At 61.7% G+C, this 25,433-nt stretch carries 32 protein-coding genes and 1 tRNA gene; 11 read left to right on the top strand and 22 right to left on the bottom strand.

Translation table 11 applies throughout. The annotated features are described in order from the left end of the window. Positions 1-17 precede the first annotated feature (17 nt). Complete coding sequence (locus MPJ51_RS01570) at positions 18-347, bottom strand: sarcosine oxidase subunit delta (RefSeq protein ID WP_298381229.1); 330 nt, start codon at positions 345-347, stop codon at positions 18-20. 115 nt (positions 348-462) lie between these two features. After that, positions 463-1,707: a sarcosine oxidase subunit beta family protein gene (locus tag MPJ51_RS01565; RefSeq protein ID WP_298381228.1), complete on the bottom strand. Its 1,245-nt coding sequence runs from the start codon at positions 1,705-1,707 to the stop codon at positions 463-465. Between the two features lie 179 nt (positions 1,708-1,886). Here MPJ51_RS01565 and ccmI point away from each other — a divergent pair, with 179 nt between their 5' ends. From ccmI to MPJ51_RS01550, 3 genes are read left to right on the top strand one after another with little or no spacing between them, the layout of a single operon-like run. Then, the gene (gene ccmI / locus MPJ51_RS01560; RefSeq protein ID WP_298381227.1) at positions 1,887-3,107 is read left to right on the top strand and encodes a c-type cytochrome biogenesis protein CcmI; all 1,221 of its coding nucleotides are present in this window, start codon (positions 1,887-1,889) and stop codon (positions 3,105-3,107) included. Next, complete coding sequence (gene ruvX, locus MPJ51_RS01555) at positions 3,104-3,568, top strand: Holliday junction resolvase RuvX (protein WP_298381226.1); 465 nt, start codon at positions 3,104-3,106, stop codon at positions 3,566-3,568. The genes ccmI and ruvX overlap by 4 nt, the downstream gene beginning before the upstream one ends. A 17-nt stretch (positions 3,569-3,585) precedes the next feature. Then, positions 3,586-3,819 carry a DUF1289 domain-containing protein gene (locus tag MPJ51_RS01550; RefSeq protein ID WP_298381225.1) on the top strand — a complete coding sequence of 78 codons (234 nt, stop codon included), beginning with the start codon at positions 3,586-3,588 and terminating at the stop codon, positions 3,817-3,819. Positions 3,820-3,831: 12 nt separating this feature from the next. On the opposite strand, the gene MPJ51_RS01545 is transcribed toward MPJ51_RS01550, so the two are convergent. The 7 genes from MPJ51_RS01545 to MPJ51_RS01515 form a co-directional block, all read right to left on the bottom strand. After that, positions 3,832-3,957 (bottom strand): hypothetical protein, encoded by a 126-nt coding sequence (locus MPJ51_RS01545; RefSeq protein ID WP_298381224.1) that lies wholly within the window; start codon positions 3,955-3,957, stop codon positions 3,832-3,834. A gap of 412 nt (positions 3,958-4,369) precedes the next feature. Continuing rightward, positions 4,370-5,098 (bottom strand): STAS/SEC14 domain-containing protein, encoded by a 729-nt coding sequence (locus MPJ51_RS01540; RefSeq protein WP_298381223.1) that lies wholly within the window; start codon positions 5,096-5,098, stop codon positions 4,370-4,372. A gap of 36 nt (positions 5,099-5,134) precedes the next feature. Beyond that, complete coding sequence (locus MPJ51_RS01535) at positions 5,135-5,920, bottom strand: hypothetical protein (RefSeq protein ID WP_298381222.1); 786 nt, start codon at positions 5,918-5,920, stop codon at positions 5,135-5,137. Then, positions 5,914-6,738: a sulfite exporter TauE/SafE family protein gene (locus MPJ51_RS01530; RefSeq protein WP_298381221.1), complete on the bottom strand. Its 825-nt coding sequence runs from the start codon at positions 6,736-6,738 to the stop codon at positions 5,914-5,916. The genes MPJ51_RS01535 and MPJ51_RS01530 overlap by 7 nt, the downstream gene beginning before the upstream one ends. Before the next feature lie 28 nt (positions 6,739-6,766). Beyond that, on the bottom strand, positions 6,767-7,786 hold the full coding sequence (gene dusA, locus MPJ51_RS01525) for a tRNA dihydrouridine(20/20a) synthase DusA (RefSeq protein WP_298381220.1): 1,020 nt from the start codon (positions 7,784-7,786) through the stop codon (positions 6,767-6,769). Between the two features lie 86 nt (positions 7,787-7,872). Continuing rightward, positions 7,873-7,949, bottom strand: a tRNA-His gene (locus tag MPJ51_RS01520). A gap of 47 nt (positions 7,950-7,996) precedes the next feature. After that, entirely contained in the window at positions 7,997-8,479 is a 483-nt protein-coding gene (locus MPJ51_RS01515; protein WP_298381219.1) for a GNAT family N-acetyltransferase, read from the bottom strand. Between the two features lie 78 nt (positions 8,480-8,557). Here MPJ51_RS01515 and MPJ51_RS01510 point away from each other — a divergent pair, with 78 nt between their 5' ends. Continuing rightward, positions 8,558-8,746 (top strand): DUF6324 family protein, encoded by a 189-nt coding sequence (locus MPJ51_RS01510; RefSeq protein ID WP_170715342.1) that lies wholly within the window; start codon positions 8,558-8,560, stop codon positions 8,744-8,746. A gap of 2 nt (positions 8,747-8,748) precedes the next feature. Here MPJ51_RS01510 and MPJ51_RS01505 read toward each other — a convergent pair whose 3' ends face one another. Next, on the bottom strand, positions 8,749-9,180 hold the full coding sequence (locus MPJ51_RS01505; protein WP_298381218.1) for an MmcB family DNA repair protein: 432 nt from the start codon (positions 9,178-9,180) through the stop codon (positions 8,749-8,751). Positions 9,181-9,285: 105 nt separating this feature from the next. On the opposite strand from MPJ51_RS01505, the gene MPJ51_RS01500 reads away from it, so the two are divergent. Both MPJ51_RS01500 and MPJ51_RS01495 read left to right on the top strand, forming a co-directional pair. Beyond that, positions 9,286-9,609, top strand: a complete 324-nt coding sequence (locus MPJ51_RS01500; protein ID WP_298381217.1) for a metalloregulator ArsR/SmtB family transcription factor — start codon at positions 9,286-9,288, stop codon at positions 9,607-9,609. Beyond that, positions 9,602-10,027: an SRPBCC domain-containing protein gene (locus MPJ51_RS01495; protein WP_298381216.1), complete on the top strand. Its 426-nt coding sequence runs from the start codon at positions 9,602-9,604 to the stop codon at positions 10,025-10,027. Before MPJ51_RS01500 ends, MPJ51_RS01495 begins: the two co-directional genes overlap by 8 nt. A gap of 225 nt (positions 10,028-10,252) precedes the next feature. Here the strand turns inward: MPJ51_RS01495 and MPJ51_RS01490 are convergent, their stop codons facing one another. From MPJ51_RS01490 to ribB, 4 genes are read right to left on the bottom strand one after another with little or no spacing between them, the layout of a single operon-like run. Next, complete coding sequence (locus MPJ51_RS01490; protein WP_298381215.1) at positions 10,253-10,558, bottom strand: hypothetical protein; 306 nt, start codon at positions 10,556-10,558, stop codon at positions 10,253-10,255. 59 nt (positions 10,559-10,617) lie between these two features. Continuing rightward, positions 10,618-11,100 (bottom strand): transcription antitermination factor NusB, encoded by a 483-nt coding sequence (gene nusB / locus MPJ51_RS01485; RefSeq protein ID WP_298381214.1) that lies wholly within the window; start codon positions 11,098-11,100, stop codon positions 10,618-10,620. Beyond that, complete coding sequence (locus MPJ51_RS01480; RefSeq protein ID WP_298381213.1) at positions 11,097-11,648, bottom strand: 6,7-dimethyl-8-ribityllumazine synthase; 552 nt, start codon at positions 11,646-11,648, stop codon at positions 11,097-11,099. The genes nusB and MPJ51_RS01480 overlap by 4 nt, the downstream gene beginning before the upstream one ends. Before the next feature lie 2 nt (positions 11,649-11,650). Beyond that, on the bottom strand, positions 11,651-12,772 hold the full coding sequence (gene ribB / locus MPJ51_RS01475) for a 3,4-dihydroxy-2-butanone-4-phosphate synthase (protein ID WP_298381212.1): 1,122 nt from the start codon (positions 12,770-12,772) through the stop codon (positions 11,651-11,653). A gap of 338 nt (positions 12,773-13,110) precedes the next feature. Here ribB and MPJ51_RS01470 point away from each other — a divergent pair, with 338 nt between their 5' ends. After that, on the top strand, positions 13,111-14,166 hold the full coding sequence (locus tag MPJ51_RS01470; protein WP_298381211.1) for a phosphatase PAP2 family protein: 1,056 nt from the start codon (positions 13,111-13,113) through the stop codon (positions 14,164-14,166). Between the two features lie 4 nt (positions 14,167-14,170). Here the strand turns inward: MPJ51_RS01470 and MPJ51_RS01465 are convergent, their stop codons facing one another. Further along, entirely contained in the window at positions 14,171-14,758 is a 588-nt protein-coding gene (locus tag MPJ51_RS01465; RefSeq protein WP_298381210.1) for a riboflavin synthase, read from the bottom strand. A 130-nt stretch (positions 14,759-14,888) separates the two neighbouring features. Here MPJ51_RS01465 and MPJ51_RS01460 point away from each other — a divergent pair, with 130 nt between their 5' ends. From MPJ51_RS01460 to MPJ51_RS01450, 3 genes are all read left to right on the top strand, one after another. Next, entirely contained in the window at positions 14,889-16,187 is a 1,299-nt protein-coding gene (locus MPJ51_RS01460; RefSeq protein WP_298381209.1) for a capsular biosynthesis protein, read from the top strand. 81 nt (positions 16,188-16,268) lie between these two features. Continuing rightward, complete coding sequence (locus tag MPJ51_RS01455) at positions 16,269-17,402, top strand: polysaccharide biosynthesis/export family protein (protein WP_298381208.1); 1,134 nt, start codon at positions 16,269-16,271, stop codon at positions 17,400-17,402. 3 nt (positions 17,403-17,405) lie between these two features. Then, on the top strand, positions 17,406-19,406 hold the full coding sequence (locus tag MPJ51_RS01450) for a capsular polysaccharide biosynthesis protein (protein ID WP_298381207.1): 2,001 nt from the start codon (positions 17,406-17,408) through the stop codon (positions 19,404-19,406). Here MPJ51_RS01450 and ribD read toward each other — a convergent pair. The 6 genes from ribD to MPJ51_RS01420 all read right to left on the bottom strand — a co-directional run bounded on the left by ribD (position 19,403) and on the right by MPJ51_RS01420 (position 22,973). After that, positions 19,403-20,503 carry a bifunctional diaminohydroxyphosphoribosylaminopyrimidine deaminase/5-amino-6-(5-phosphoribosylamino)uracil reductase RibD gene (gene ribD, locus MPJ51_RS01445; protein ID WP_298381206.1) on the bottom strand — a complete coding sequence of 367 codons (1,101 nt, stop codon included), beginning with the start codon at positions 20,501-20,503 and terminating at the stop codon, positions 19,403-19,405. The two genes, MPJ51_RS01450 and ribD, sit on opposite strands and share 4 nt — an antisense overlap. Next, entirely contained in the window at positions 20,500-20,970 is a 471-nt protein-coding gene (nrdR, locus tag MPJ51_RS01440) for a transcriptional regulator NrdR (RefSeq protein WP_298381205.1), read from the bottom strand. The genes ribD and nrdR overlap by 4 nt, the downstream gene beginning before the upstream one ends. A 121-nt stretch (positions 20,971-21,091) precedes the next feature. Further along, the gene (locus MPJ51_RS01435; RefSeq protein WP_298381204.1) at positions 21,092-21,502 is read right to left on the bottom strand and encodes a secondary thiamine-phosphate synthase enzyme YjbQ; all 411 of its coding nucleotides are present in this window, start codon (positions 21,500-21,502) and stop codon (positions 21,092-21,094) included. Positions 21,503-21,523: 21 nt separating this feature from the next. Next, on the bottom strand, positions 21,524-21,922 hold the full coding sequence (locus MPJ51_RS01430; protein WP_298381203.1) for a hypothetical protein: 399 nt from the start codon (positions 21,920-21,922) through the stop codon (positions 21,524-21,526). Between the two features lie 78 nt (positions 21,923-22,000). Next, on the bottom strand, positions 22,001-22,546 hold the full coding sequence (locus tag MPJ51_RS01425) for a DUF4166 domain-containing protein (RefSeq protein ID WP_298381202.1): 546 nt from the start codon (positions 22,544-22,546) through the stop codon (positions 22,001-22,003). Positions 22,547-22,550: 4 nt separating this feature from the next. After that, a complete protein-coding gene (locus tag MPJ51_RS01420) occupies positions 22,551-22,973 on the bottom strand; it encodes a DCC1-like thiol-disulfide oxidoreductase family protein (RefSeq protein WP_298381201.1) in 423 nt (140 codons plus the stop codon). Between the two features lie 327 nt (positions 22,974-23,300). Between MPJ51_RS01420 and MPJ51_RS01415 the strand changes: the two genes are divergently transcribed. Beyond that, positions 23,301-24,317, top strand: a complete 1,017-nt coding sequence (locus MPJ51_RS01415) for an AraC family transcriptional regulator (RefSeq protein WP_298381200.1) — start codon at positions 23,301-23,303, stop codon at positions 24,315-24,317. Positions 24,318-24,492: 175 nt separating this feature from the next. Here MPJ51_RS01415 and rpoD read toward each other — a convergent pair. After that, the coding region (gene rpoD / locus MPJ51_RS01410; RefSeq protein WP_298381199.1) for an RNA polymerase sigma factor RpoD at positions 24,493-25,433 on the bottom strand (941 nt) is incomplete at its 5' end.

The raw sequence follows: 25,433 nt of genomic DNA, 5'->3' as shown, positions 1-25,433 counted from the left end.
TTTGAAAAGATGAAGCATCAGGAGAAGTCTCTCCACACCCATCCCGGGCGCTTGGCGGTAATGGCATCCTTGATCTCTTGCGGCGGCTCGGTGGTCTGGGCCGAATAGGTGCCGAACACTTCGAGCGTCTGGGTGCAGCGCGCGGCGTGGAACCACTTGCCGCAGCCATTGGCGTGGCGCCAGCGTTCGAAATGCACGCCCTTGGGGTTTTCGCGCATGAACAGATAGTCGTGGAATTCGTCATCCGACGAGCCCGGACCGAAGCGTTTCAGATGCGCTTCGCCACCGGCGGCCAGTTCGGTTTCTTCGGCGTCCACGCCGCAATAGGGGCAATTCAGGATCAGCATGAGGTCATCCTTTTGGCGGCTGGCTGATGGTTGAGGTCAGCCGAAATTTGGTTCTTCAGGGGCACAGAGTTTTCGACGAAAACTCTGGCTGAGATTTTTCGACGAAAAATCTCCATTAGTGCGCAACCCCGGCGGCGACGCTTTCGTCGATGAAGCGGCCCTCTTTGAAACGGTCCAGCGAGAACGCCTCGGTCAGCGGTGAATGGCCCGTGGCCATCAGTTGCGCCATCCCCCAGCCTGAGCCCGGAATGGCCTTGAAGCCGCCTGTGCCCCAGCCGCAGTTGATGAAGCATCCGCCCAAAGGCGTTTTCGACAGGATCGGAGACCGGTCGCCGGTCATGTCCACGATCCCACCCCACTGGCGCAGCATTTTCAGGCGCGAAATCATCGGGAAGGTTTCGACCAGCGCGCGGACGGTTTCCTCGATATGATGGAAGGACCCGCGCTGGGTGAAGTTGTTGAACCCGTCGGTGCCGCCGCCGATCACCATCTCACCCTTGTCGGATTGCGACATGTAGCCGTGCACGGTGTTGGCCATCACCACCACGTCCATGCAGGGCTTGATCGGCTCGGAGACCAGCGCCTGCAGCGCAATCGCCTCAAGCGGCAGACGGAAGCCCGCCATCTCGGCCAACTGACCGGAATGGCCCGCGACCACAATACCCAGCTTGTCGCATTCGATGGCACCTTTGGAGGTTTCGACCCCCACAACCCGGCCATTTTCCGACCGGACGCCGGTGACCTCACATTGCTGGATGATATCCATCCCCATGGCCGAACAGGCCCGGGCATAGCCCCAGGCCACCGCATCGTGGCGCGCGGTGCCGCCGCGTTCCTGCCACAGCGCGCCCAGAACCGGATAACGCGGGCCGTCAAGATTGATGATCGGCACCAGTTCCTTGACACGTTCGGGCGTGATCCACTCGGTCTTCACCCCTTGCAAGGCGTTCGCATGCGCCGTGCGCTGATAGCCGCGAATCTCGTGTTGGGTCTGGGCCAGCATCATCACGCCGCGCGGGCTGAACATGATGTTGTAGTTCAGATCCTGACTCAGATCCTCGTACAGGCTGCGCGCCTTTTCGTAGATCGCGGCGGACGGGTCCTGCAGATAGTTCGACCGGATGATTGTCGTGTTCCGCCCGGTATTGCCACCGCCCAGCCAGCCCTTTTCAATCACGGCAACATTCTGGATGCCGTAATTCTTGCCCAGATAATAAGCCGTTGCCAGACCGTGCCCCCCGGCGCCGACGATCACCGCGTCATAACGCTTTTTCGGCTCGGGCGACCGCCAGGCGCGCTCCCATCCGGTGTGATAGCGCAGCGCCTCACGCGCCACGGCAAAAGCTGAATAATGTCTCATGTGCGAATCCGTCCGGTCTTCGGGTGATTGGCCGCAGATATGCCGCGTGGCGACAGTTTACCTGTGCCACACAACGCCGCAATAATGCGCTATTGCGACATGTGCGCCCCTCGCGGCCATTTGTCCCTTTTTTCATTGCCCCGACAGGTCTAAGTCAAGGCAACCATTGCGGAGGGACCATGACGTTCTCGGTTCTCATCTTTCTGATCGCTTTGCTGATCACAGGGTTTCTGGGATTTTCCATGCTGCGCGGCCGTCGAGGCGGTCAGCCGGCAGCCGCCTATGACCTTGAGGTCTATCGCGAGCAACTGGCCAGCGTCGATCGCGATCTGGCGCGCGGGGTGATTGGCGAAGGCGATGCGGAACGGGTGCGCACCGAAATCTCGCGCCGTATTCTGGCGGCTGACGCCCAGATGCGTGGTGAGGCTGCAGCCGCTGGTCCGTCACGCGTGGTCACCGGGATTGCGCTGCTGGGAATGGCCGTGCTGCTGATCGGTGGGGCGCTGTGGATGTATCGCCAGATGGGGGCCGCCGGGTTTCCCGACATGCCGCTCTCGGCACGTCTGGAACTGGCCGAAGAGCTGCGGGAAAGCCGCCCCAGCCAGGCCGAGGCCGAGGCGCTTGCCCCCCCGGTTCAGACGCCGGAACTGGAAGACAACTATGCCGCCCTGCTGACACAGTTGCGCGATACGGTGGCCGAACGCCCCGACGATCTGCAGGGGCACAGCTTGTTGGCGCAGCACGAAACCAATGCGGGGAATTTCAAGGCCGGATACACGGCGCAGCAGCGCGTGATTGACCTGTCCGGTGATGCGGCGCCGGCCGCCGCCTATGCGGATCTGGGTGAGATGATGATCCTTGCGGCGGGCGGCTATATCTCACCCGAGGCCGAGGCGGCGCTGCGGCAGGCGCTGGAACAGGACCCGAGCCTGGGTCCGGCGCGGTATTACTGGGGTCAGATGCTGGCGCAGATCGGGCGGCCTGATCTGGCCTATCGGATGTGGGCGGACACCCTGCGCGATTCCCCGCCCGGGGCGCCCTGGGTGCAGGCGATCCGGGGGCAGATCGACGATCTGGCTTTCCGTGCAGGCGTCTTCAATGCCCCAAGCCTAAGCACCGCCCCCGGCCCGTCCGACGAGGATATGCAGGCCGCCGCCGACCTCACGCCCGAGGAACGGCAGGAGATGATCCAGGGCATGGTGGACCAACTGTCGGACCGTCTGGCCACCGAAGGCGGCGCGCCTGAGGAATGGGCCCGCCTGATCGCAGCCCTGGGCGTGCTGGGACAGGCCGAACGCGCCATTGCCATCCGGGATGAGGCGATGACAGTTTTCGCCGACAATACCGCCGCCCTGCAAATCATCGACGCCGCAGCGCTTCAGGCCGGTATCGCGCAATGATCCACGACGTATTCGAAGAGTTCGCCACCGCCCTGCCCCCGATGACCGCGCTGATGGGTCTGGATTTGGGGGAAAAGACCATCGGCGTTGCGGTCTCGGATCGGATGCGCGGCGTGGCCAGCCCGCTGGAAACGGTGCGGCGCAAGAAATTCACCCTCGATTCCGCCCGCCTGATCGAGATTGTGACGGATCGTGAGATCGGCGGCATCCTTCTGGGCCTGCCCAAAAATATGGACGGAACCGAAGGCCCGCGCTGCCAATCCACCCGCGCTTTTGCCCGGAATCTGTCGCGTTTGACCGATTTGCCTATCGGGTTCTGGGACGAACGGCTCAGCACCGTTGCGGCAGAAAAGGCACTGCTCGAGGCGGATACGACACGAAAACGTCGCGGACAGGTTATCGATCATGTCGCGGCAGGCTATATCCTGCAAGGAGCGCTGGACAGGTTGCGCTTTTTGTAACGGATCGGAACACGCGGATGACAAATATGGTTTGGAAACGGAACGAGGTCGAAAGCCCTTGCGTCCAGATCTGTGTCGTTCACCCGACCGAACGGATCTGCACCGGCTGCTATCGCACCATTGACGAGATTGCGCGCTGGTCCAAAATGGACAGCTCGGAACGGGCTGAAATCATGCAGGACCTGCCGGACCGAAAACCCCGCCTGGCCAAACGCCGTGGCGGTCGCGCAGGACGCCTGAACGGGTCCTGAACCCCGGTTCGATCAACGCACCGGATCATCCGTTTTTCGCGCCGTCTCGGCCCGCAATTCCTCATGCGCGCGCAGATCGATCGCAAACAGCTCAACAAGCTCTTCCTGGCTGGTTGGTTGCGCCAGTCCTTTTCGCACGGGTTTCAGCTCCGCTGGTATCGAAACAACCAGCGTCTTTTTTCGGAAAACGCGCTTCCACATAGAGAGATAATTCATTCAGCAGCCAAAAATCTTTGAGACCGCTGTCGCTGTGGGTCAGTTCCGAAGTTTTGAGGGGGGGAAATCCGGAACACTTGGTAGTTGAGTGGCAACCCACAGCGACACGGTACGTTCACAACGCCCGCCTGACGCATAAAATTCCATGCAGCGAGCGACCGCGCTTTTGTCGTCTTTTGATCAAATCTTCAAGACGAAATCCCCTGTTAGGATGCATTCCCTCACGTCAACTTTCCAACAGCTCAACCGCACATGCCCCTTCAGGCCAAGAGCCAAACAAATTTCGAATGAAATTTGTTACCCCAACCTGTTGAAAAACAACATTCCCTTGGGGTCAGCCCGCCGCAAGCCATGACTTGGCGTTTTCGAACTCTTCCGCCGGGAAATACTGCGTTCGTGTACCAAGGACATGGCTGGCCATGCGTTGCGCCATCTTCTGCCAGTTCTTGTCCCCGACAATCGCGGCACGATCCAGCATGCCGATATGGCCCGCCGCCAGCCGGAAATGCGCGGCCATTGCCGTAAGCCCTTGCCAGCCATCGAATTCCCGCAGATCAATTAGCAGACGAAACCCGTCACGCTCACGCAGCAGCGCATCAAGATCGGATTGCGCCTGCGCATATTCCTCGGAATCGAGCTTGCCCATCAGGCTGATCTGCACACAGGGCCCGCCCAGATCAGTCACGTGAATCGCACCCAGCGATTCGCGAATCCAACGCCGGGCCTCTTCCACATCATTCATCCCGAAGACCTGCACCGGACAGGGCAGAATCGGCGCCGCCAGCCGGATGCTGGTCTGAACCCACCCCTGATCGGCCACCACCCCGATCCGGTCGAACCCGCGCCAATGGCTGAGCCCCAGCTTGGTATCCGACCAGGCCGCCCCCAGATCATAGCCCTTGAATTCCGGCATCACGATCGCCAGCAGCCGCACCGCATCATGTTCCTTCAGCGCATCCTCAATCGCGGGGACCAGAGTCGCAGCGTAATCCGCGCTGGTCACCTCGCCGGACAATTCGACCTCGATCAGCGCACCGTCGGAATTCGTGTGGACCGTAATCATCGTAAAATACTCCAAAGCCATAAGAATGACAGGAGGTTACGGGGATTCGATCCATTCGGCTACACCGCCCGGACACTCGGGCCGGAAATAGGCGATCATCCGTCCGTCGGGCCCGGCCGAGGCACCGTCAGCCCAGGGCGCAACACCGTGCAGGCAATGACGATGCAGCAGATAAGCCTCGCCCGGGCGGGCGGGCAGTTCGATGCGGGGGCAGGTGTCGAACACCTCACGCCGGGCGGCCTGATAGATATCGGTGACATCCGTTTGCCCCTGATCCTGTGGCGGCACATCTGCCAGCGCTTTGCGGAAGGCCGCGCCCATGATCTTATGGCTGCCCTCCCAAAGAACCATGGGGGCAGCACCGGCGCTGGCCTCGGTCAGGGGGATGCCCAGAATCCAGGCGTGCGGTTCATCCACATGGCGGCGACGGTCAGTGCCCGACGGCCTCAGCCCATCCACATGGGCCGCGTCCCGGTTGCGTCGATAGCGCTCTGCCGCCTCGGATTCGCCGCGCCGGGGACGCGGATAACCGGGATAGATGACCGAGACCTGACCTTTGTGCAAATCGACCCATCCATATTGCGCGGTGGCAAAACCAATCGCCTCACCCGGCAGCGGGTCCGAACCGGCCACCCTGCCCTGCGCATCATTGTCCAAAGCATCGACGCCGATGAACCATGTGCCTTCGCAATCGTGCCACTGGGCATGGGCCGGATCGGTGACCGAGGCGCGCGCGGCAGGCAGTGCCTGCGCGACCCATTCGGCCAGCGCAGGATCATGCGGGAAACGCACCCAACCCTTGTCGAAGAACGCCGCTACCATCCCAAAGCCTTTCGCAGCATATTCAGCGCCACCAGCGTCAGGAACAGCGCAAACACCCGGCGCAGCGGTTTCGGGTCCATCGCATGGGCCAGCCTCACCCCCCAGGGCGCGGTGATCATGGTCATCGTGATGACGATGCCAAAAGCCACCAGATTGACTGCACCGATGGTCAGCGGCGGGCGATGTTCGGGCGCGATATCAAGGAACAGAAAACCCAGAACCGAGGGCACGGCGATGATCACACCAAACCCGGCCGCCGTCGCCACGGCCCGGTGGATGGGCGTGTTGTAAAGGCTCATCAGCGGCACACCAAAGCTGCCGCCACCGATCCCCATCAGCACCGACAGGAATCCCACAAACGGGGACATTGCCGCGCGTTTCACGCCCTTGGGCATCATCTCTCCCAGCCGCCATTCGGACCGGCCAAAACCCAGATACGCGCCGATCACCATGCCCAGAATGCCGAACAGCGCCTGCAAAAACTCGGTTCGCAAGGCCGAGGCGACCAGCACGCCGATCAGCGCACCCACCGCAATGCCCGGCCCCCAACCCCGCAGGATCGCCCAATCCACCGCGCCTTTCTTGTTATGGCTCAGCACCGAACGGGTCGAGGTTACCATGATCGTCGCCAGCGAGGTCGCAAGGCACAGCTGCATCAACTGCGGCCCGCCATATCCCAGCGTATGAAAGGCATAAAAGAAGGCGGGCACCAGAACGATCCCCCCTCCGACACCCAATAGCCCGGCCAGAACCCCGGCCAGGGCACCGATCACAAGCAAAAGGCCCAGCATCTGGGCCAGCAACATCGTCTCGGGCATCATTCCCCCAAATTGGCCAAAGGCCGTATCAAACCGCGCGATCCACCTGTGCCAGTGGCTCGATACAGGCCAGCGCCTGCAACAGCACCTCGGGGCCTGCGTGATCGCGCACCGCGCCCTCGGACAGCGTTCTGCGCCAGCCGCGCGCGCCGGGGCGACCCGCGAACAGGCCCAGCATATGCCGGGTGATCTGGTGCAAACGCCCACCCTCGGCAAGGTGATTTTCGATATAGGGCAGCATTTTATGAACGATTTCCACGGGATCAACCGCCTGCCCGGTGCCAAAAATCTGCGGATCGGCGGCGGCCAGAATATCCGCAGGCTGGTGATAGGCCGCACGTCCGATCATCACACCGTCGAGCCCGGCCTCCAGATGCGCGCGGGCCTGATCCAACGAGGTGACACCGCCGTTGATCGAGATATGAAGATCGGGAAACGCCGTCTTCATCCGATGCACCAGATCATAATCCAGCGGCGGAATATCCCGGTTTTCCTTGGGGCTGAGCCCCTGCAACCACGCCTTGCGCGCATGGATGGTGACGCGCTGGCACCCGGCGGCACGGATATGGTCAAGGAAGGCGGGCAACACCTCCTCGGGCTCTTGCGCGTCCACGCCGATGCGGCATTTGACGGTCACCTCGACATCCACCGCCTCGCGCATCGCGGCCACGCAGTTGGCCACGCGCGCAGGGTCTTTCATCAGCACCGCGCCGAATGTCCCGGATTGCACCCGGTCCGAGGGGCAACCGCAATTCAGGTTGATCTCATCATACCCCGCATCCGCGCCCAGCTTTGCTGCTTGCGCCAGTTCCTGCGGGTCGGACCCGCCCAATTGCAAGGCCACCGGATGTTCAGCCGGATCATGATCCAGCAAATGCAGCGCCCCACCGCGCACCAGCGCAGGCGCGGTGACCATTTCGGTATAAAGCAACGTCTCAGAGCTGAGCAGCCGATGGAAATAGCGGCAGTGCCGATCGGTCCAGTCCATCATCGGGGCCACCGACAGGCGGGCGCTGTTGTGGATGCTTGTGAATTTATCTTCCGGCATGTCTTAGTGCGCCTTCAGGATGCAGTTTGTTGCCATCACCGGATCACCCTCCGGGCCTTGGAAAATCAGATGTCAGACCGGGAAGATGGTACCGCCTCCCTGGCTTGAACAGGGGACCTCTGGATCCACAATCCAGCGCTCTAACCAACTGAGCTAAGGCGGCACTCGTGAGGGGCGATGTAGCGAAGGCGTGCGGGGATTGCAAGGGGATTAAAGCTGAATTCTCCAGCTTTGTTCGACCAGATCGATGCCGAAAGAATGCACCGGCTTGCTGTCCGTCAACTGCCAGCCAAACGCCCGATACAGCGCGCAAGCCGCCGTATGGCTTTCATGGGTCCACAGCGCCATTTCGCGATATCCGCTGTCGCGCGCGAACCCCATGCAGGTGGTCAGCAGGCGTTTGCCCAGCCCCTGCCCGCGCGCCTCGGGCATCAATAGAAACAGGCGCAGTTTGGCGGTCTGGTCGTCCTGCGTGACGCAAAAGATACTGCCCAGCCGAGCCCCTGCGCGTTCGGCGATCCAGCCCCGTTCCCGGGTCGGGTCGTGGTCCGCGACAAACTCATCCAGAATCCGCGCCACCAACGGACCGAAACTGTCGTCGAACCCTTCGTCGCGGTCGTAAAGCATCCCGTGTTGGTCCACCAGCCACGGGGCGTCTTCGGCACGAAACGGTCTGATCACTATCTCATCCATACCCTATTTGAGCGCGAAGGCCGCTTGATTCTCAACCCGCTGCGCGCTAGCACAAACGCTCAGTCCCCGGAGGCGCAAATGGGCATCAACACCGAACGCGATATCGAAGCAAACCTGCAGATCGGCCCTACCGATCAGGGCATGGTGCGCCTGTTCATCGAAGGCTCCGGCATTGAAATCCCGATGGATTTCGACCCCGAAGAGGCCGAGGAAATCGCCGAAGAGATTCGCGCCGCCGCCCAAGCCGCACGAGCAGTCAAAGGCTAAGGTCAGACCCTCGGGTCCCGCAGCGCCTGCAACCGGCGGGCGGCATCCACGGCGAATTTCTGGATCATCTTCTTGCGCCGCGCCGGGGCCAGTTTGGTTTCAGGACCCATCCGCAAAATCTCGGCATCATAAGCGTCGGCGATGATCAACCCGGTTTCGGGCGGCAGCAGGTCGGTGGGAAACTCTGTATCGACCGCCCAGAAGAACCGGTCACACCATTCCAGATAGCCCTGCCATTTCGCATCCGACTGATAATCGGCGCGGCTGGATTTGCATTCGATCACCCAGATCTCACCCTTTGGGCCAAGGCCCATCACATCCACGCGCAATCCGCGCGCGGGCACGAATTCTTCAATAGAAACATAGCCATGGGATGCAAGGTGCCGGGACACCCCGCGCGCCAGTCTCTGTCCGGGTTGCAAATCCAATGTCATCCGGAAAATGTGAACAATTCATGAACAAAAATCAAGCGCCTTGACATGATACCAAATGGTATCTTAATAACATGATACCGAAAGGTATCGCAAGTGAGAAAACTCATGGACCATCAAACCCAAAACGCGTTTCGCGCCCTTGCCGACCCGACCCGCCGCGACATCGTTCGCATTCTGGCGGGTCAGGACATGACCATCGCGCAGCTGACCGACCGGTTCGACATGACCCGCGCTGCGGTCAAGAAACACCTGACGGTGCTGTCCGATGGCGGGCTGATCTCGGTCGAGGCCCGGGGACGGGAACGCATCAACCGACTGGAACCTGCGGGGATGACCCCTGTTCTGGACTGGCTCAGCTATTTCGACCGGTTCTGGGATGACCGCCTTGCCCATCTGAAAGACGCTATTGAAAGGAAAAGACATGACTGACGCCGTATTGCAAAAGACCATCTTCCTGCGCGCGGACCCGGAAACCGTCTGGGATTACCTGACCGAACCCGACCGTCTGGGCGAATGGTTTCACAAGCCCGAACGCCCCTTGGCCGCGGGCCAAAAGCTGGAGATGTTCGGCACCACCAGCGGTGATCTTCTGATCTGGGGCGAGGTGCGCGCGGCGCGGCGGCCGGAATATCTGGAATACACCTTCACCGTGAAACCGATGGGAGAAGCCGTCAGCGTGGTCAAATGGACGCTGGAGCCGGTCGCGGGTGGCACCCGCCTTGGCCTGCTGCACGAAGGTCTGCCGCAGGGGGCCGACGCCTTTGGCCTGATCCTTGCGCTGGACAATGGCTGGGACGAACATTTCGGCAAGATGCGCGCGGCTTTACACGAAACTGTTGAGGCCTGACCCATAACGAAACCCCTTGTACGAACCCGTTTCACGCCCTACTTAGGCCCGTGGCGGGTTCTGCCCTTCTTGTGACTGGTAGCATTCTGGTGGCCTTAAGCAATTCCGAGGGGGCTGGCTCTGTTCAGGTCCTGGCCTGATTACCTGGCGCCCACCTGTACATACAGGTCCTCGGGAATCAAACCGCACGGTTGACTGGTGGTCCCGCCACATTTTCCACGACAATCAGCGTTCGGCGCGGGCGTCCTGCTTGACCAGAGCCGGTTCAAAGCTGTGCACCACGGGCAAGCCACGGCGCGGGCCGCCGGGCTTTTCGGCCATGCTCATGATCTTATAGGCGAACTGGACACCGGCAAAGACGATGCCGTTCATGAACCAGATCATGAACAGCGCGATCAAGCCAATCTCAGAGCCCAGAATCAGGTGCCGCAGATTGCCAACATTCACCCCCAGCAACACCCCAACGAACACGGCCGAGATGACAAACCCCATGGCCACTTGGGTGATGTAAAGGCGGATCAGTTTGGGCATGGCGAACCTCATTGCGCTATGACATTCAGGCTAGCGCATGTCAGGTCCGGGTAAAGGTGTCAGAATGCCTCGGGCTGGGCTTCGCGCGCCATGTGGTCGAGGACGGCGTTGACGAATTTCGGCTCTTTGCCTTCGGGGAAGAAGGCGCGCGCGACGTCGACGAATTCGGTAATGACGACCTTGGGCGGCGTGTCGCTTTGGGTCAGTTCGGCCCCGGCGGCGCGGAATACGGCGCGCAGGGTCGGGTCGATGCGGGCGATGGGCCATTTGGCCACCAGCGCCCGATCAGTCATCTGGTCGATGGGGGCCTGATAGTTCACCGCATTATCGACCAGCTTGCGGAAGACGCTGATATCGCCGTCCAGCATTTCCTCGCCCTCATAGACGGCGCCAAACCGATGATCCAGAAACTCGGTCACAACCTGCTCGGTCGTCTGGCCCGACTGCTCCATCTGGAACAGCGCCTGCACGGCATAGAGGCGTGCGGCGGATTTCATCAGGCGTTTCTGGTTGGCCGGTTTCGGCGCGTCTGTCTTGGTCATGCTGTCGAGGGTCCGTTGCTGTCGCCCGCCACAAGGATGGACTCGGACGGCGGCTTGAAACCAACGCCCTTCTGCGAAGAGCCCCACTTACGGCTGAGCGCGATCAGATGCAAGGCCGCAGCAGCAGCGCCGCCGCCTTTATTCATCTTTTCAGGATTGGCGCGGACTTCGGCCTGATCATCGTTTTCAACCGTCAGGATGCCATTGCCAATGCACAGCCCCTGCAGGCCCATCAACTGGATCGCGCGGCTGGAATCGTTGCACACGGTCTCGTAATGCGTGGTCTCGCCGCGAATGACGCAACCCAGCGCCACATAGCCGTCGAAATTGCACTGACGGTCGGCCATGGCGATGGCGGTGGGAATCTCCAGCGCGCCGGGCACTTCGACAACCTCGCAGGTGCCGCCAGCGGCCTTGATCTCGGCCTTGGCACCGGCGATCAGGTTATCGGCAATGGCGCGGTAGAACGGGGCCGCCACGATCAGCAGCTTGACCGGCTTGTCGAATTTGGGGGTCGGCAGAACGCCATGTTCGTCTTGAGCAGCCATGATCAGTCTTCCTTCAGGATCGAGCGGGTGCCGACGATGGACAGGCCAAACGCGTCGAGCCCCAGATATACGGTTTCCGGTGAATCGGTCAGCAGCACCAGTTCCTGCACGCCCATCTTGGACAGGATCTGCGCGCCCAGACCGGTTTGCTTGATCGTCCGGGGACCTTCGTCATCCGCCGCATAGAGCGAATTACGCGGCTGGCGGAACAGGCAGACCACGCCGCGCCCTTCCTCGGCGATCTTTTCCATCGCGCGGGGCAATTCGCGCGAGGATTTCGGGCCGAGGCCCAGAATATCGGGCGCTTCGTGCAGGGCGTGAGTGCGGGTCAGGACCGGCTCGGGCGTGGTGATGTCGCCCTTGATCATGACCACATGTTCGATGCCATGGGTCTGATCGGTGAAAATCCGCATCTCCCAGTCGCCGCCATATTCCGACGTCACCGTCTGGCGCGAGGTTTCGACCACGAGGTTGTCGTTGCGCGACCGGTAGCTGATCAGATCGCTGATCGTGCCGATCTTCATGTCATGGGCTTTGGCGAACTCCACCAGATCGGGCAGACGCGCCATGGTGCCGTCGGGCTTCATGATCTCACAGATCACGCCCGAGGGGTTCAGCCCCGCCAGACGCGAGATATCCACAGCCGCCTCAGTATGGCCCGCGCGCACCAGCACCCCGCCCCGCTTGGCGCGCAGGGGGAAGACATGGCCGGGCGTGGCGATCTGCGCCATCGTGTTCTGTTCGTTGATCGCGGTTGCCACGGTCAGCGCGCGGTCGGCGGCGGAAATGCCCGTCGATACGCCCTCACGCGCCTCGATGGACACGGTAAACGCCGTCTCATGCCGCGATGAGTTGTTCACCGCCATCATAGGCAGACCCAGATTATCAATCCGCTCAGCAGTCATCGGCAGGCAGATCAGCCCGCGCCCATGGGTGGCCATGAAATTGATCGCATCGGCATCGGCGAATTCGGCGGCGATCACCAGATCGCCTTCGTTCTCGCGATCCTCGTGATCGACCAGAATATACATCCGGCCCTTGCGCGCCTCTTCGATGATGTCTTCGATCGGGCTGATCGCGTCGCGCAGCTGGGCCTCGACCGGTCCGGGGGTTTCAAAGCTCATGGGGCAGCCTTTCGCATGGCATGTTTGACGGGCGGGATAGCTTAGTCCGGGCGCATTGACCAGTGTTCAAACAATGCCAAGGCAATCGCAGTCCAAACAGAACGGTCCCCCGAGCCCTCAGAATCGATTGCTCATGTCCCCGGCCAGAGGCATGACAAAGGTGACTTCCGCAACGCCGAACAGGTCGATCTGTGCCTCTTATATTGTTGACGGATTATGTACTTTCACCCCATTTCATCCGCATTGCCCACAAATTGCCTCATTCCAGCCCTCGGATCGCCTGACATCAGAACCAATTGTTTCTGCAGGATTCCAACAGCCAATAGGGATAAACAAGAGTGTTCAAGTCTGCTTATGTTCCGGCTTCCGGCTCGTACACCTTGGGAACCCTAAGGCGCAACAGGTTGCTGATTGCGCTGGTGGGGCTGCAAATTCTCTGCGCAATCGCGGTCGGGTTTTACCTTCAATTGTCATTTTGGGGCTCAACCGCGCCGATCATTTTGGCGGTTGCCTTCAAGCTGTTCTATTTCATGGTCGCGAATTTCCTGCTGTTTCGGCTGGGATATGCGATCTTCGTCGTCAAACCCAAAAAACCGATCCACTGGATGCTGGCAGACCTGCGTTCGATCCTGACAGACGGTGTTCGGGTTCCGGATGTGGTCATGACCTATCTCAGCATGGTCGGTCTGATCGTCACCTACACCTTCCTGAAAGATGTCATCCATTCCCTGAACCCATCCCTTTGGGATACCCAGTTCGCACAGTGGGATAGGATGCTTCATGGCGGTTATGACGTCTGGCAACTGCTGTGGCCCGTCTTGGGTCATCCCCTTGTGACGACAGCAATCAATTTTGCCTATCACGCCTGGTTTCCGCTGATCTATCTGGCCGTTTGCGTCGCCTGTCTGGATCGCAGGAACCCAAGCCGGAACATGGTCTTCCTTGTCGCCTTCGTTTTGTGCTGGTTTGTCGGCGGCAACATCGTGGCAACGATTTTCGCCTCGGTCGGCCCGGTTTATTACGAGCCCTTCGGGCTTGGCGATACGTATCTGCCGCAGATGGAACTGCTGCGCAGCTCGCACGAGATCAGCCCGGTCTGGGCACTGAACGTGCAGCAGGGGCTGTTGGACGGCTACCTGAACAATGGCGCCATCCGGGGTATCTCGGCCATGCCCAGCATGCATGTGGCCTCCACCGTTGTGGTGACCCTGTATGGGTTCAGCTATTCGCGCTGGCTGGGTTGGGCGCTGACCGCCTTTACCGCCGTGATCATGCTGGGGTCGGTGCATCTGGCCTGGCATTATGCCGTCGATGGCTATGCCTCGGTCGGGTTGTCCTTGGGGTTCTGGTGGCTGGCCAAAAAGCTGACCGCGCGGTTTGGCCCGGCCACCTGAGGGTTCAGGACGCCTCGGCCAGGCGCGCCACGTAGCGGGCCAGCGTATCGATTTCCAGATTCACCCGGTCCCCGACCGTGACATCGCCCCAGGTCGTGACCTCTTTGGTGTGCGGGATGAAATTGATGCCGAAATCGCGCCCCTCGACATCATTGACCGTCAACGAAGTGCCGTTCAGTGCCACCGAGCCCTTGGGGGCGATGAACCGCGCCAGATCCTGCGGCGCGCGCAGGGTCACGCGGGTGCTGTCGCCTTCGTCCTTGATGGCAACCACCTCGGCCACGCCATCCACATGGCCCGAGACGATGTGACCGCCCAGCTCGTCCCCGACCTTGAGCGCGCGTTCCAGATTGACCCGTTTGCCCACTGCCCAGGTATCGAGGTTGGTTTTCGAGACCGTCTCGGCGCTGATCTGCACGTCATACCAGTCATCGCCCAGCGCGATCACGGTCAGGCAGACCCCGTCGCTGGCAATGGATGCGCCGATATCGATGCCGTTCGTGTCATACCCGGTGGCGATCCGCGCGCGCAGGTCGCCCTGCTGGTCCAGCTCGGTCACGGTGCCGACATCGGTGACGATCCCAGTAAACATAGAATTAACCCTCTTGTATCTAGGCTTGCAGAGCCGAGGTAAGCCCAAGCGCCGGATCGGGCAAGCCCTGCCTTGCCCGGAATGCGGCAAACAGGCATAGTTTTGACGAAAAAGGAACCGAGCAGCCCTCATGCGTCCGACCACAACCGAACCAGACCACCGCGTGTTCCTGTTTCTGCAGGGGCCGCATGGACCGTTTTTCAACGCTCTGGGGCGTATGTTGCGGGCCTCGGGCGCGCAGGTCTGGCGGGTTGGGTTCAACGCGGGCGATCAGTTCTTCTGGCGGGACCGGGCCAGCTATATCCCGTTTCGCGACCGCCCCGAGGACTGGCCTGAGACCCTGACCGCCCTGATGGATGAAAAGCGCGTTACGGATATCGTGCTGTATGGCGACACCCGGCCCATTCATGCTCAGGCCGTGGCAATCGCCCGGCAGCGCGGCGTCACCGTCCATGTGTTCGAGGAAGGATACCTGCGCCCCTGGTGGGTCACTTATGAACGCAACGGGTCAAACGGGAACTCTCGCCTGATGGGGCTGAGCGTTGATCAGATGGATCAGGCACTGGCCCGGTCCGACGCGCCGACGCCAGCGGTTGCCTCTCATTGGGGTGACATGCGTCAGCACATCTTTTATGGCGCGTTTTATCACTGGTTTGTGCTGTTCAGAAACGCCCGCTATCGCAATTTTCGCCGCCATCGGGAATTACCTGTCTCGCAGGAATTCAAGCTGTATTTCAAACGTCTGGCACGGATGCCATTGCATCGCTTGCAACGGCGCTGGGCCACGGGGCGGGTGCGCCGGGATGGGTTTCCCTATCATCTGGTTTTGTTGCAGCTGGGGCATGACAGCTCGGTCCAGGCGCATTCCGAATATGCCACCATGACCGCGTTTGCCGAACAGATGGTGGCCGGGTTTGCGGCCGGGGCGCCAGCCCATCATCGGCTGGTTTTCAAGGAACATCCGCTGGAAAACCATCGTGAGCCCCTGCGCAAACGGGTATTGGACGCCGCCCGCGCCCACGGGATCGCGGACCGTGTCCATTACGTGCCGGGCGGCAAGCTGGCGGGGTTGCTGGATGATGCCAGCTCGGCCGTGACGATCAATTCCACCGCCGGTCAGCAGGTTCTGTGGCGCGGCATCCCGCTGCGCAGTTTTGGCCGGTCGGTCTATGACAAGCCCGAACTTGTCTCGAAACAACCGGTTGAGGCGTTCTTTGCCGACCCCACCCCGCCGGACAATGCAGCCTATCAGCGCTATCGCCGGTTTCTGCTGGAGACCAGCCAGATCACCGGCGGGTTCTATTCCCGACGTGGGCGGCGGCAATTGCTGCGGCAGGTGGTGGACATGATGCTGCGCGACCAGGACCCCTATCAGGCGCTGCAAACCACCAGCGCGGCCATGACGCCACAGTTGAAAATCGTTCGGTAACGCAGGGCAACTGTGGGTAGAAGTTGCACCCGGAAACCGATAGGATTCCTCAAAATAAAGAAGACTTGAGGAACATCGGCAGTGCAGCGATCTCGAAACCCATGGGTACGGGCGACGGCCCTTTTGGCCGTGTGCGGCCTGTTTTCTGCCTGCCAATTGCCCAAAGCCGGCCCGAGTAAATCCGAAATTCTGGCCGGATCGGTGACCGAAGGTGGCAATGCCTTTGTGATCGAGGTCGATGACCGCGTGGCCCGGGAAACTGCGGCAGTGCCGCAATTCGGGTTCTCGCAAGCCTTCCGCAACGCGCAGAACGTGGCCGCTGACACGGTGCGCCCGGGCGACATCCTCAGCCTGACCGTCTGGGAAAACGTCGATGACGGGCTGCTGACCAGCGAGGCCGGAGGGGCCACATCCCTGGATCAGATGGAGGTTGATGGCGAGGGGTATATCTTTGTCCCCTATGCCGGTCGCCTGCGCGCCGCCGGGCAGACGACCGAGCAATTGCGCTCTCAGATCGCCGAAAAGCTGCAGGAACAGACACCGGACCCGCAGGTTCAGGTGCGGCGCGAGGCGGGCAATGGCTCGGCCGTGTCGCTGACCGGCACCATTGGCGCACCGGGACTGTACCCGATCGAACAGCCCACCCGCACCCTGTCGGGAATGCTTGCCAATGCCGGTGGCGTGGCGGTTGCCTCGGACATCGCGCTGGTCACCGTGATCCGCAATGGGCACAAGGGCACGATCTGGTATGACGATCTGTTCCGCTACCCGTCAACCGATATCGCCCTGCGTGGTGGTGACCGCATTCTGGTCGAACAGGACAGCCGCTCCTACATCGCGCTGGGGGCAACCGGCGGGCAATCCCGGGTGACTTTCGACACGCAGGACCTTTCGGCGCTTGAGGCGCTGGCGCAGGTCGGCGGCCTGCAGCCGCTATCCTCGGACCCGACCGGCATCTTCATCCTGCGTAATGAGCGGCAGGACATCGCGCGCAAGGTCATGGGCCGGGCCGATCTGCAAGGGGAACAGCGCATGATCTACGTGCTGAACCTGACCGCGCCCAACGGCCTTTTCGTCGCCCGCGATTTCGTGATCCGCGACGATGACACGATCTATGTGACCGAGGCACCCTATGCGCAGTGGACCAAGTCGATCTCTCTGATCGCGGGTGGCCTGACCCCGGTTGCGAATGTGGCGACCCTGACGGGCAACTGACCGGTGTTTCCTGAACCGGAACCCAAGGCCGGGGACGCGCGTTCCCGGCTTTTTGTCTATAATGACGGGTTTCTGACCCAACGACGGCTGCGGCGCATCCTGTCGCTGGCCGGATATGACATCCGGCTGGGGTTGCCGGGGCCCGATGACGTGGTCGGCGTCTGGGGCAACAGCCCCACCGCCCATCGTGGGCTGGCCGTCGCGGCAAAACGGGAGGCCCCGGCGCTGCGGGTCGAGGACGCCTTCTTGCGCTCTCTCCATCCCGGGCGCAGTGGCACGCCACCGATGGGTCTGCTTTTGGACCGCGCAGGGGTGCATTTCGACCCCTCCACCCCGTCCGATCTGGACCATCTGCTGACCACGCATCCGCTGGACGACACTGCCCTGCTGGACCGCGCACGGGGTGGAATTGCACGGCTGCGCGAGATGCATCTGAGCAAGTATTCCGCCTTTGATCCGAATCTGCCGCCCCCCGACCCCGGCTATGTTCTGGTGGTCGATCAGACTCGTGACGATGCCGCTGTCACGGCCAGCGGCGGCAACCGCGCCCGGTTCCTTGAGATGCTGTTCATCGCGCAAGAGGAAAACCCCGGCGCGCGCATCCTGATCAAGACGCACCCGGAAACCCAGTCCGGGCATCGGGCCGGATACTATACGGATCAGGACCTCAGCGACCGGGTGTCGTTCCTGCACGACCCGATCAGCCCGTGGGCCTTACTGGACGGGGCAATTGCCGTCTACACCCTGTCCTCGCAACTGGGGTTCGAGGCCATTCTGGCCGGGCATAAGCCCCGCGTTTTCGGACAGCCCTTCTATGCGGGCTGGGGCCTGACGCAGGAGGAAACACCTCTACCCCGCCGCCAGCGCAACCTGACCCGGGCGCAACTGTTTGCCGCCGCGATGATCCTCTTCCCCACATGGTACGATCCCTATCGCGACCAGCTGTGTACGTTCGAAACCGCCCTGGACAATTTCGAGGCCCAGACCCGCGCCTGGCGCGCCGATCACAAGGGCTGGACCGCCTCGGGCATGCGGCTATGGAAACGTCCGCATCTGCAAAAGATGTTCGGCCAGCATCGAAGGGTCCGGTTCACTGCTGCACCGCCCGAGCCCGCAACACAGCCTCATATGATCTGGGCCAGCCGCGCCAGCGATACACAGGACGCGGTGCGGGTCGAGGACGGCTTTCTGCGCTCTCGCGGGTTGGGCGCGCAACTGGTGCCGCCGCTGTCGCTGGTGACCGATGATCTGGGCATCTATTACGACCCCACCCGTCCCAGCCGGTTGGAAGAACTGATCGCCGCCCGCGAGACCCTGCGCCCTGACCAGCAACGCCGGGCCGAGCGGTTGGTGGCCAGCCTGCTGGCACAGGGGCTGAGCAAGTACAATACCGGCGGCGCAGCGCCCACGCTGCCTGAAGGGCACCGCATTCTGGTGCCTGGGCAGGTGGAAGACGACGCCTCGATCCTGAAAGGCACCAGTGACGTCCGCACCAATCTGGACCTGCTGCGCGCCGCCCGCGCGGCGAACCCGGATGCGGTGCTGATCTACAAACCCCACCCGGATGTCGAGGCCGGGCTGCGCGAAGGCGGCGTCGACGCCGCCGATCTGGCCGATGTCATTGCCCACGACACCGATCCCGCCGCTCTGCTCTCGCAAGTGAATGAGGCCTGGACCATGACCTCGCTTCTGGGGTTTGAGGCGCTGTTGCGCGGGGTTCCGGTCACCACGCTGGGCGCGCCGTTTTATGCGGGCTGGAACCTGACCACCGATCTGGGCGCGGTGCCTGCGCGACGCGGGGCGCGGCCATCACTGTTGGGGTTGGTCCATGCCGCCCTGATCGACTATCCACGCTATCTGGATCCGGTCACCGGCCAGCCCTGCCCGGTTGAGGTCATTATCGACCGGCTGGCACAGGGACACGCCGCCCCGACCGGAGCGACAAACCGCGTGCTGTCCAAACTGCAGGGCCTGCTGGCCAGCCGCGCGCATTGGTGGCGTTAGCGCGTGACGCGCGCCCAGCGATGCAGGATGTCGCCGCCGATCACTTGCGTTTCAACCAGATCAAACCGCGGCGCGGTGTCCAGCGTCTCCAGACCCAGCGCGCCCACGGCGGGCAACCCTTCGGCCCCGATGGTCAGTCCGGCGGTAAAGCCCACAAGCTCATCCACCTGATCCGCCGCCAGAAGGGACGCGGCCAGAGCCGAGCCGCCTTCGCAGAACACCCGCGTCAGCCCGGCCTGTCCCAGTTGTTGCAGCAGATCGACCGGGTCGATGTGATGGCCCTCTAGCGCGCAGGGCAGCAGGCGAGCGCCCAACCCTTCCCATGCGCGGGCGCGGTCTGGGTCCGGGTGCGGACCATGGCACAGCCAGACCGGAATGTCCGAGGCCGTGCGGGCCAACTGTCCCAGCAAGGGCAGCTCCAGATGGCGTGAGACGACAACCCGCACCGGCTGCTGGGCCACGCCCATATCGCGCACGGTCAGTGACGGGTCATCAGCCCGCGCCGTGCCCGCCCCGACCATCACCGCATCGTGACGCGCGCGCATGGCATGCACCGCGCGGCGGGCCTTGGGGCCGGTGATCCATTGGCTATGGCCGGTTTCGGTGGCGATGCGACCATCAAAACTGCTGGCCAGTTTCAGCGTCACGAAGGGACGCCCCTGTTCGGTTTTCAAAAAGAACCCGGTGTGATCGCGGGCCGCCTGATCGGCCAGCACGCCGGTCGTCACTTCAATACCCGCGTCGCGCAACATGGCAAAGCCCTGCCCGGCCACGCGCGGATCGCTGTCCTCGATGGCCGAAACAACCCGTGCCACGCCCGCATCGATTAGCGCCTGCGAACAGGGCGGGGTTTGGCCGTGATGGGAACAGGGTTCCAGCGAGACATAGGCCGTCGCACCCCGTGCCGCCTCCCCCGCTTGGGCCAGCGCCTGCGGCTCCGCATGGGGCCGTCCGCCCGGTTGCGTCCAGCCGCGCCCGACGATACGCCCGTCACGCACGATGACGCAGCCGACCGCAGGGTTGGGCCAGCATGTCCCCTGACCGCGCCGCCCCAGAGACAGGGCCAGCGCCATATATCGCTTATCTGTTTCGCTCACTCATCCGTGGTGGGTTGCGGCGGGCGCAACTCGTGGACGAACTCCTCGAAATCATCGGCCGCCTGGAAATTCTTGTAGACACTCGCGAACCGAACATAGGCCACGGTGTCGATCCGGGCCAGCGCTTCCATGACAATCTCACCGATTTTGTTCGACGGGATATCGGTTTCCCCCATGCTTTCCAGCCGCCGCACAATGCCCGAGATCATCTGATCGATGCGCTCTGGATCGATGGGGCGTTTCTGCATCGAGATCCGGATCGAGCGTTCCAGCTTGTCCCGGTCGAAATCCTCGCGCTTACCGTTGGTCTTGATCACCACCAGATCGCGCAGTTGCACCCGTTCATATGTTGTAAAACGGCCACCACAGGCCGGGCAGAACCGCCGCCTGCGGATCGCGACGTGATCCTCTGCCGGGCGTGAATCCTTGACCTGAGTGTCGATATTTCCGCAAAACGGGCAGCGCATCCGCCGTCTCCTCGTCCCTAGTTCCGCCTCTTGTTGTAAGCGCTTCGGCCTACTTATCCACAACTATAGGGCAGCCGCTAGGATTTGGGTAGTCGGAATTTTGCAACGCAAGATAAAGGGGTCAGGCGAAATGCGCCGCAACCTTGCGGGTGTGGGGCGCAGCGCGGTGTTCAAACAGGTAAATCCCCTGCCACGTCCCCAGCACCGGCTGCCCGTCAACAACCGGGACCGACAGGGACACCGGCATCATCGCTGCCTTGATATGAGCGGGCATGTCATCCGGCCCTTCATAGGTGTGGCGCAGATAGGACATGGAGGGGTGATCGGACGGGGGAACAAGCCGTTCGAAAAAGGCGTGCAGGTCGGTCTGAACCTCGGGGTCGGCATTTTCCTGGATCAGCAATGAGCACGAAGTGTGGCGCACGAACAGGGTCAGCAACCCATCCGACGCGGGCTGCAGCCAGGATCGCACGGGGGCGGTGAACTCATAAAGCCCCGCCCCACGTGTCTGAATGTTGAATTCGGTCTGCATCCGGACCGAGTATACCGCAACTCAGTCAAAAATTTGACGCCGACTGCAGCGGCCATTCGCCCCTTGCACCGACATGCTGTAGCCCGGGCGGAACCCGGCTGAAATGCTGCGCTGCTGCGCGACATTGGTGGGTTCTGTCAGGGAAAACTGAACGGCGGTCTTGCGCCCCGTGGTCACGCTGGGGCCATAGCCGCGCTGAACATAAATCCGCTGCTGCCAGCCCGCGCCCAGGGTCCGGCGCGCGAAATCAGAGGCGGCACACCAATAGCCGTCGACATCGCGTCGCGACCTTGGGATGACTTCGAACTCGGTGTTGTTGATCGCGACGGTCTGGTATCCGTAGCGGCCACCAGCGTCTGCCGTGACCGGAACGCTCAGCGCGACCATGGCGGCCAGAGTGCAAGAGATAACCTGTTTCATTGGTACAACCTTCCTAATGTCTGTCTGCCTGAAAAATAGGTTAGCACGGCCCGGCCAACAGAGAGCTTCACGATCAATTCAGTCCGCTCCCCGGTTTCCGTGATCGCGCGTCAGCCAGCCCTGATAGCGGATCAGACGTCCCAACCCCGGCACCTGCGCCGAAACATCGAACCGGAACCTGCCCTGATCGTCCTGCCATTCCACCGTCGAGGATCGCGGCAGCAAGACACGTGGACAGGGGCAGCCGAACAAGGACAAAGCCTTGATCTCAAGCGATAATCGACCCGACGACAGATCGGTCCGCATCCAGATGGTCAGACCACCGATACGTTCGCGCACCAGTCCGCGCCGGGGATCATGGGTCAGGCGGGATCGGGTGTGATGACCGTTGAAATCGCGGCACCATGTCCATTCCGCGCCCATGGCTTGCGTGATCACGGTGACGGGAATGTCCTGTGCTGAGGGCGGGAAGCCACCCAGCCTCAGCGCCAAAGCCACCAGCACCCCCTGCCCGCGCTCGACCGAGCAGCGCCCGGTAAAGCGACCCGGTTGGCTGTGCAGGTCCCGGACCACCTCGGGCAACGTATCCGTCTGCGACAGGGCGCACAGGAAAGGATCGGGCATTTGCTCAGAACCCATCGGGCAGAAACCGTGACCGCAGGGCCTGATCCGGGATCAGGCAGGTGTCGGACCGTCCGAACAGGCGATACCGGTTGCGTGCGATCAGGTGATAAAGCGGATCTTTCACCATACCGGGCAGAAACCGACACCATGACAGCGCTTTCCAGGCCCCCGGCAAGGCACGCATCGCGGCGGCAAAGGCATCCAGCCTTTGATGCACGATACCATCGACGATCACCAGATTGGTCTCAAAATCGCGCGTCGGCAGACCCAGTTGCGTGTAAAGACGTTGACCCAGCGGCGATTGCGCTGTGGCGAAATCAAACCGTTGCGCCCGATCGTGGCGCAGCATGAAATGGAAGAACCCCGAACACAGAACGCATTCGCCATCAAAGACGATCAGGTTCTGCATTGCCTCAGGTTGGTTCATGAAATCACACGTGATTACTGCGCCTTATGACGGAATCCTCGCATGGCGCAGCGGACACGGCAATGCGACACAAAGGCTGTGCATGCGTGCCGGGGAACCGTTTCGAAACGGGTTGGTGGGCCGTCTCCAGCAGGCTCTGCCCTCATCCCCAGAAGGGCGTCGACCCGGCAACATCTTATATGTAGGGCTTAGCGTGACGCAGATCATGCGCGGATCTGACAAATCCTTGTGAGGTTCTGTCATCTGCCGCCCCCGCGACAAAGGCTGGCCCAAACCACCCGGTTGGCGTTAGGTTTGAACCATTGATTTGGCCTGCCGGGCGGGGCGATGGATGTAGATATTTCAAGATTGCAATTGCTGATCCAAATGCTGGATCACCATTCAGACGACCCCGCAGTCACTGATCGGGTTCTGAAGGCGGGCGGCCTCTGCCGCGCCGATGCGGCCCCGCCCGCCCAAAGCTACGGCGCGCATCACGAAGCACAGATCGTGCGTCACGCCTGCGACGCGCTGGACGATATCACCTTTGGCGCCCGGGCTGGGCTGGCGTTTCACAGCACGACCAGCGTGACCGCCTATATCAGCAAATACTCGCGCGATCTGCGGCAAGTGATCGACAACACCATCAGATTCCACCGGATCATCGACCCGGCGCTGACCTTCCAACTGCGCGACACCGGCAATGCCGCATCTTTCGAGATCGACTGGAGCGACCCCGGTTACGCGCGCTATCACCGACGGACCGAGTTCCTGATGTTTGCCGCCATCGCCAGAATGCGTACCCTGACACAGGTGAAACTCTACCCGCTTGAGATGCGCTTTCAGCACGAAATCGGCCATCATGCGGCGGATTTTGAGGCCATCGGCGGGTTTCCCGTCAGCTTCGGGGCAGAACGGATGGAGATCATTCTGCCGCTGTCAACGTTGGACCTGCCTGTGCCGACCTATGACCCCAGCCTGCGCGCGCATCTGCTGGAATATGGTGAACGGCTGCTGGCCGAACGCCACCTGCCCCGCCAGAAAACCCGCGCCAGGGTCGAAGGGCTGATCACCCGGTCGCTGCCCGGGCGGGTGTTGCAGGCAGATGAGGCCGCCGCGCATCTGGCACTCAGCCCTCGTACATTGGCACGCAGGCTGGCGGATGAAGGCACCAGCTATCGCGAAATTGTCGAGGATTTGCGTTGCGATCTGGCCCAGACGTTTCTGAAAAACGGCATGGCCCTGTCAGAGATTTCCTATGCGCTGGGCTATGCCGATCAGGCTGCCTTTTCCACCGCCTTCAAACGCTGGACCGGGCAAGCCCCCAGCCGGTTCCGCACCCGGGTCGCACATCCCCTTGGCTGAGGGTGGCCGGGGGTCATCAGCGTCGCCACCTCGCCCCGGCCTGTCCCATGAGTGGACATTGGCGATATAGACCCCACCCTCGCGCCATCCTTGTGAGTTCCCGCCAATTTGATTTCAGGTTTGGACAGTGTGAACACAAAGAAAAAAGGCGCCTCGGTCCGAAGCGCCTTTGGATTTACTGATCCAGGAAAGACCGCAGTTTTCGCGACCGGCTGGGATGTTTCAGCTTGCGCAACGCTTTCGCCTCGATCTGACGGATACGTTCGCGGGTCACGCTGAACTGCTGGCCGACTTCTTCCAGCGTGTGGTCGGTGTTCATGCCGATGCCGAAGCGCATCCGCAGAACCCGCTCTTCCCGCGGGGTGAGTGAGGCCAGAACCCGTGTGGTGGTTTCCTTGAGGTTTTCCTGAATGGCGCTGTCCAGCGGCAGCACGGCATTCTTGTCCTCGATGAAATCGCCAAGCTGGCTGTCTTCCTCGTCGCCGATGGGCGTCTCAAGGCTGATCGGCTCCTTGGCGATCTTCATCACCTTGCGGACCTTCTCAAGCGGCATCTGCAGCTTTTCGGCCAGTTCTTCCGGCGTCGGCTCGCGACCGATTTCGTGCAGCATCTGACGACCGGTGCGGACCAGCTTGTTGATCGTCTCGATCATGTGCACCGGAATACGGATGGTGCGGGCCTGATCCGCGATCGAGCGCGTGATCGCCTGCCTGATCCACCAGGTTGCATAGGTCGAGAACTTATAGCCGCGGCGGTATTCGAACTTGTCCACCGCCTTCATCAGGCCGATGTTACCTTCCTGAATAAGATCAAGGAATTGCAGGCCGCGGTTCGTGTATTTTTTGGCGATCGAGATCACCAGACGCAGGTTGGCTTCGACCATTTCCTTCTTGGCCTGCCGTGCCTCTTTCTCACCCTTTTGAACCTGCTGCACGATGCGGCGGAATTCAGGAATATCCAGACCCACATATTGCCCGACCTGCGCCATGTCATTGCGCAGGTCCGTAACCTTGTCGGACGAGCGTTCGATGAACATCTGCCAGCCCCGGCCCGGCTTTTCAGCCATCTCGGACAGCCAGTTCGGGTCCAGTTCGCGCCCGCGATAGGCATCGATGA

Source organism: Ruegeria sp. (assembly GCF_028066395.1).
Classification (GTDB): domain Bacteria; phylum Pseudomonadota; class Alphaproteobacteria; order Rhodobacterales; family Rhodobacteraceae; genus Ruegeria.
This window is presented reverse-complemented; position numbering and strand designations above follow the sequence as displayed.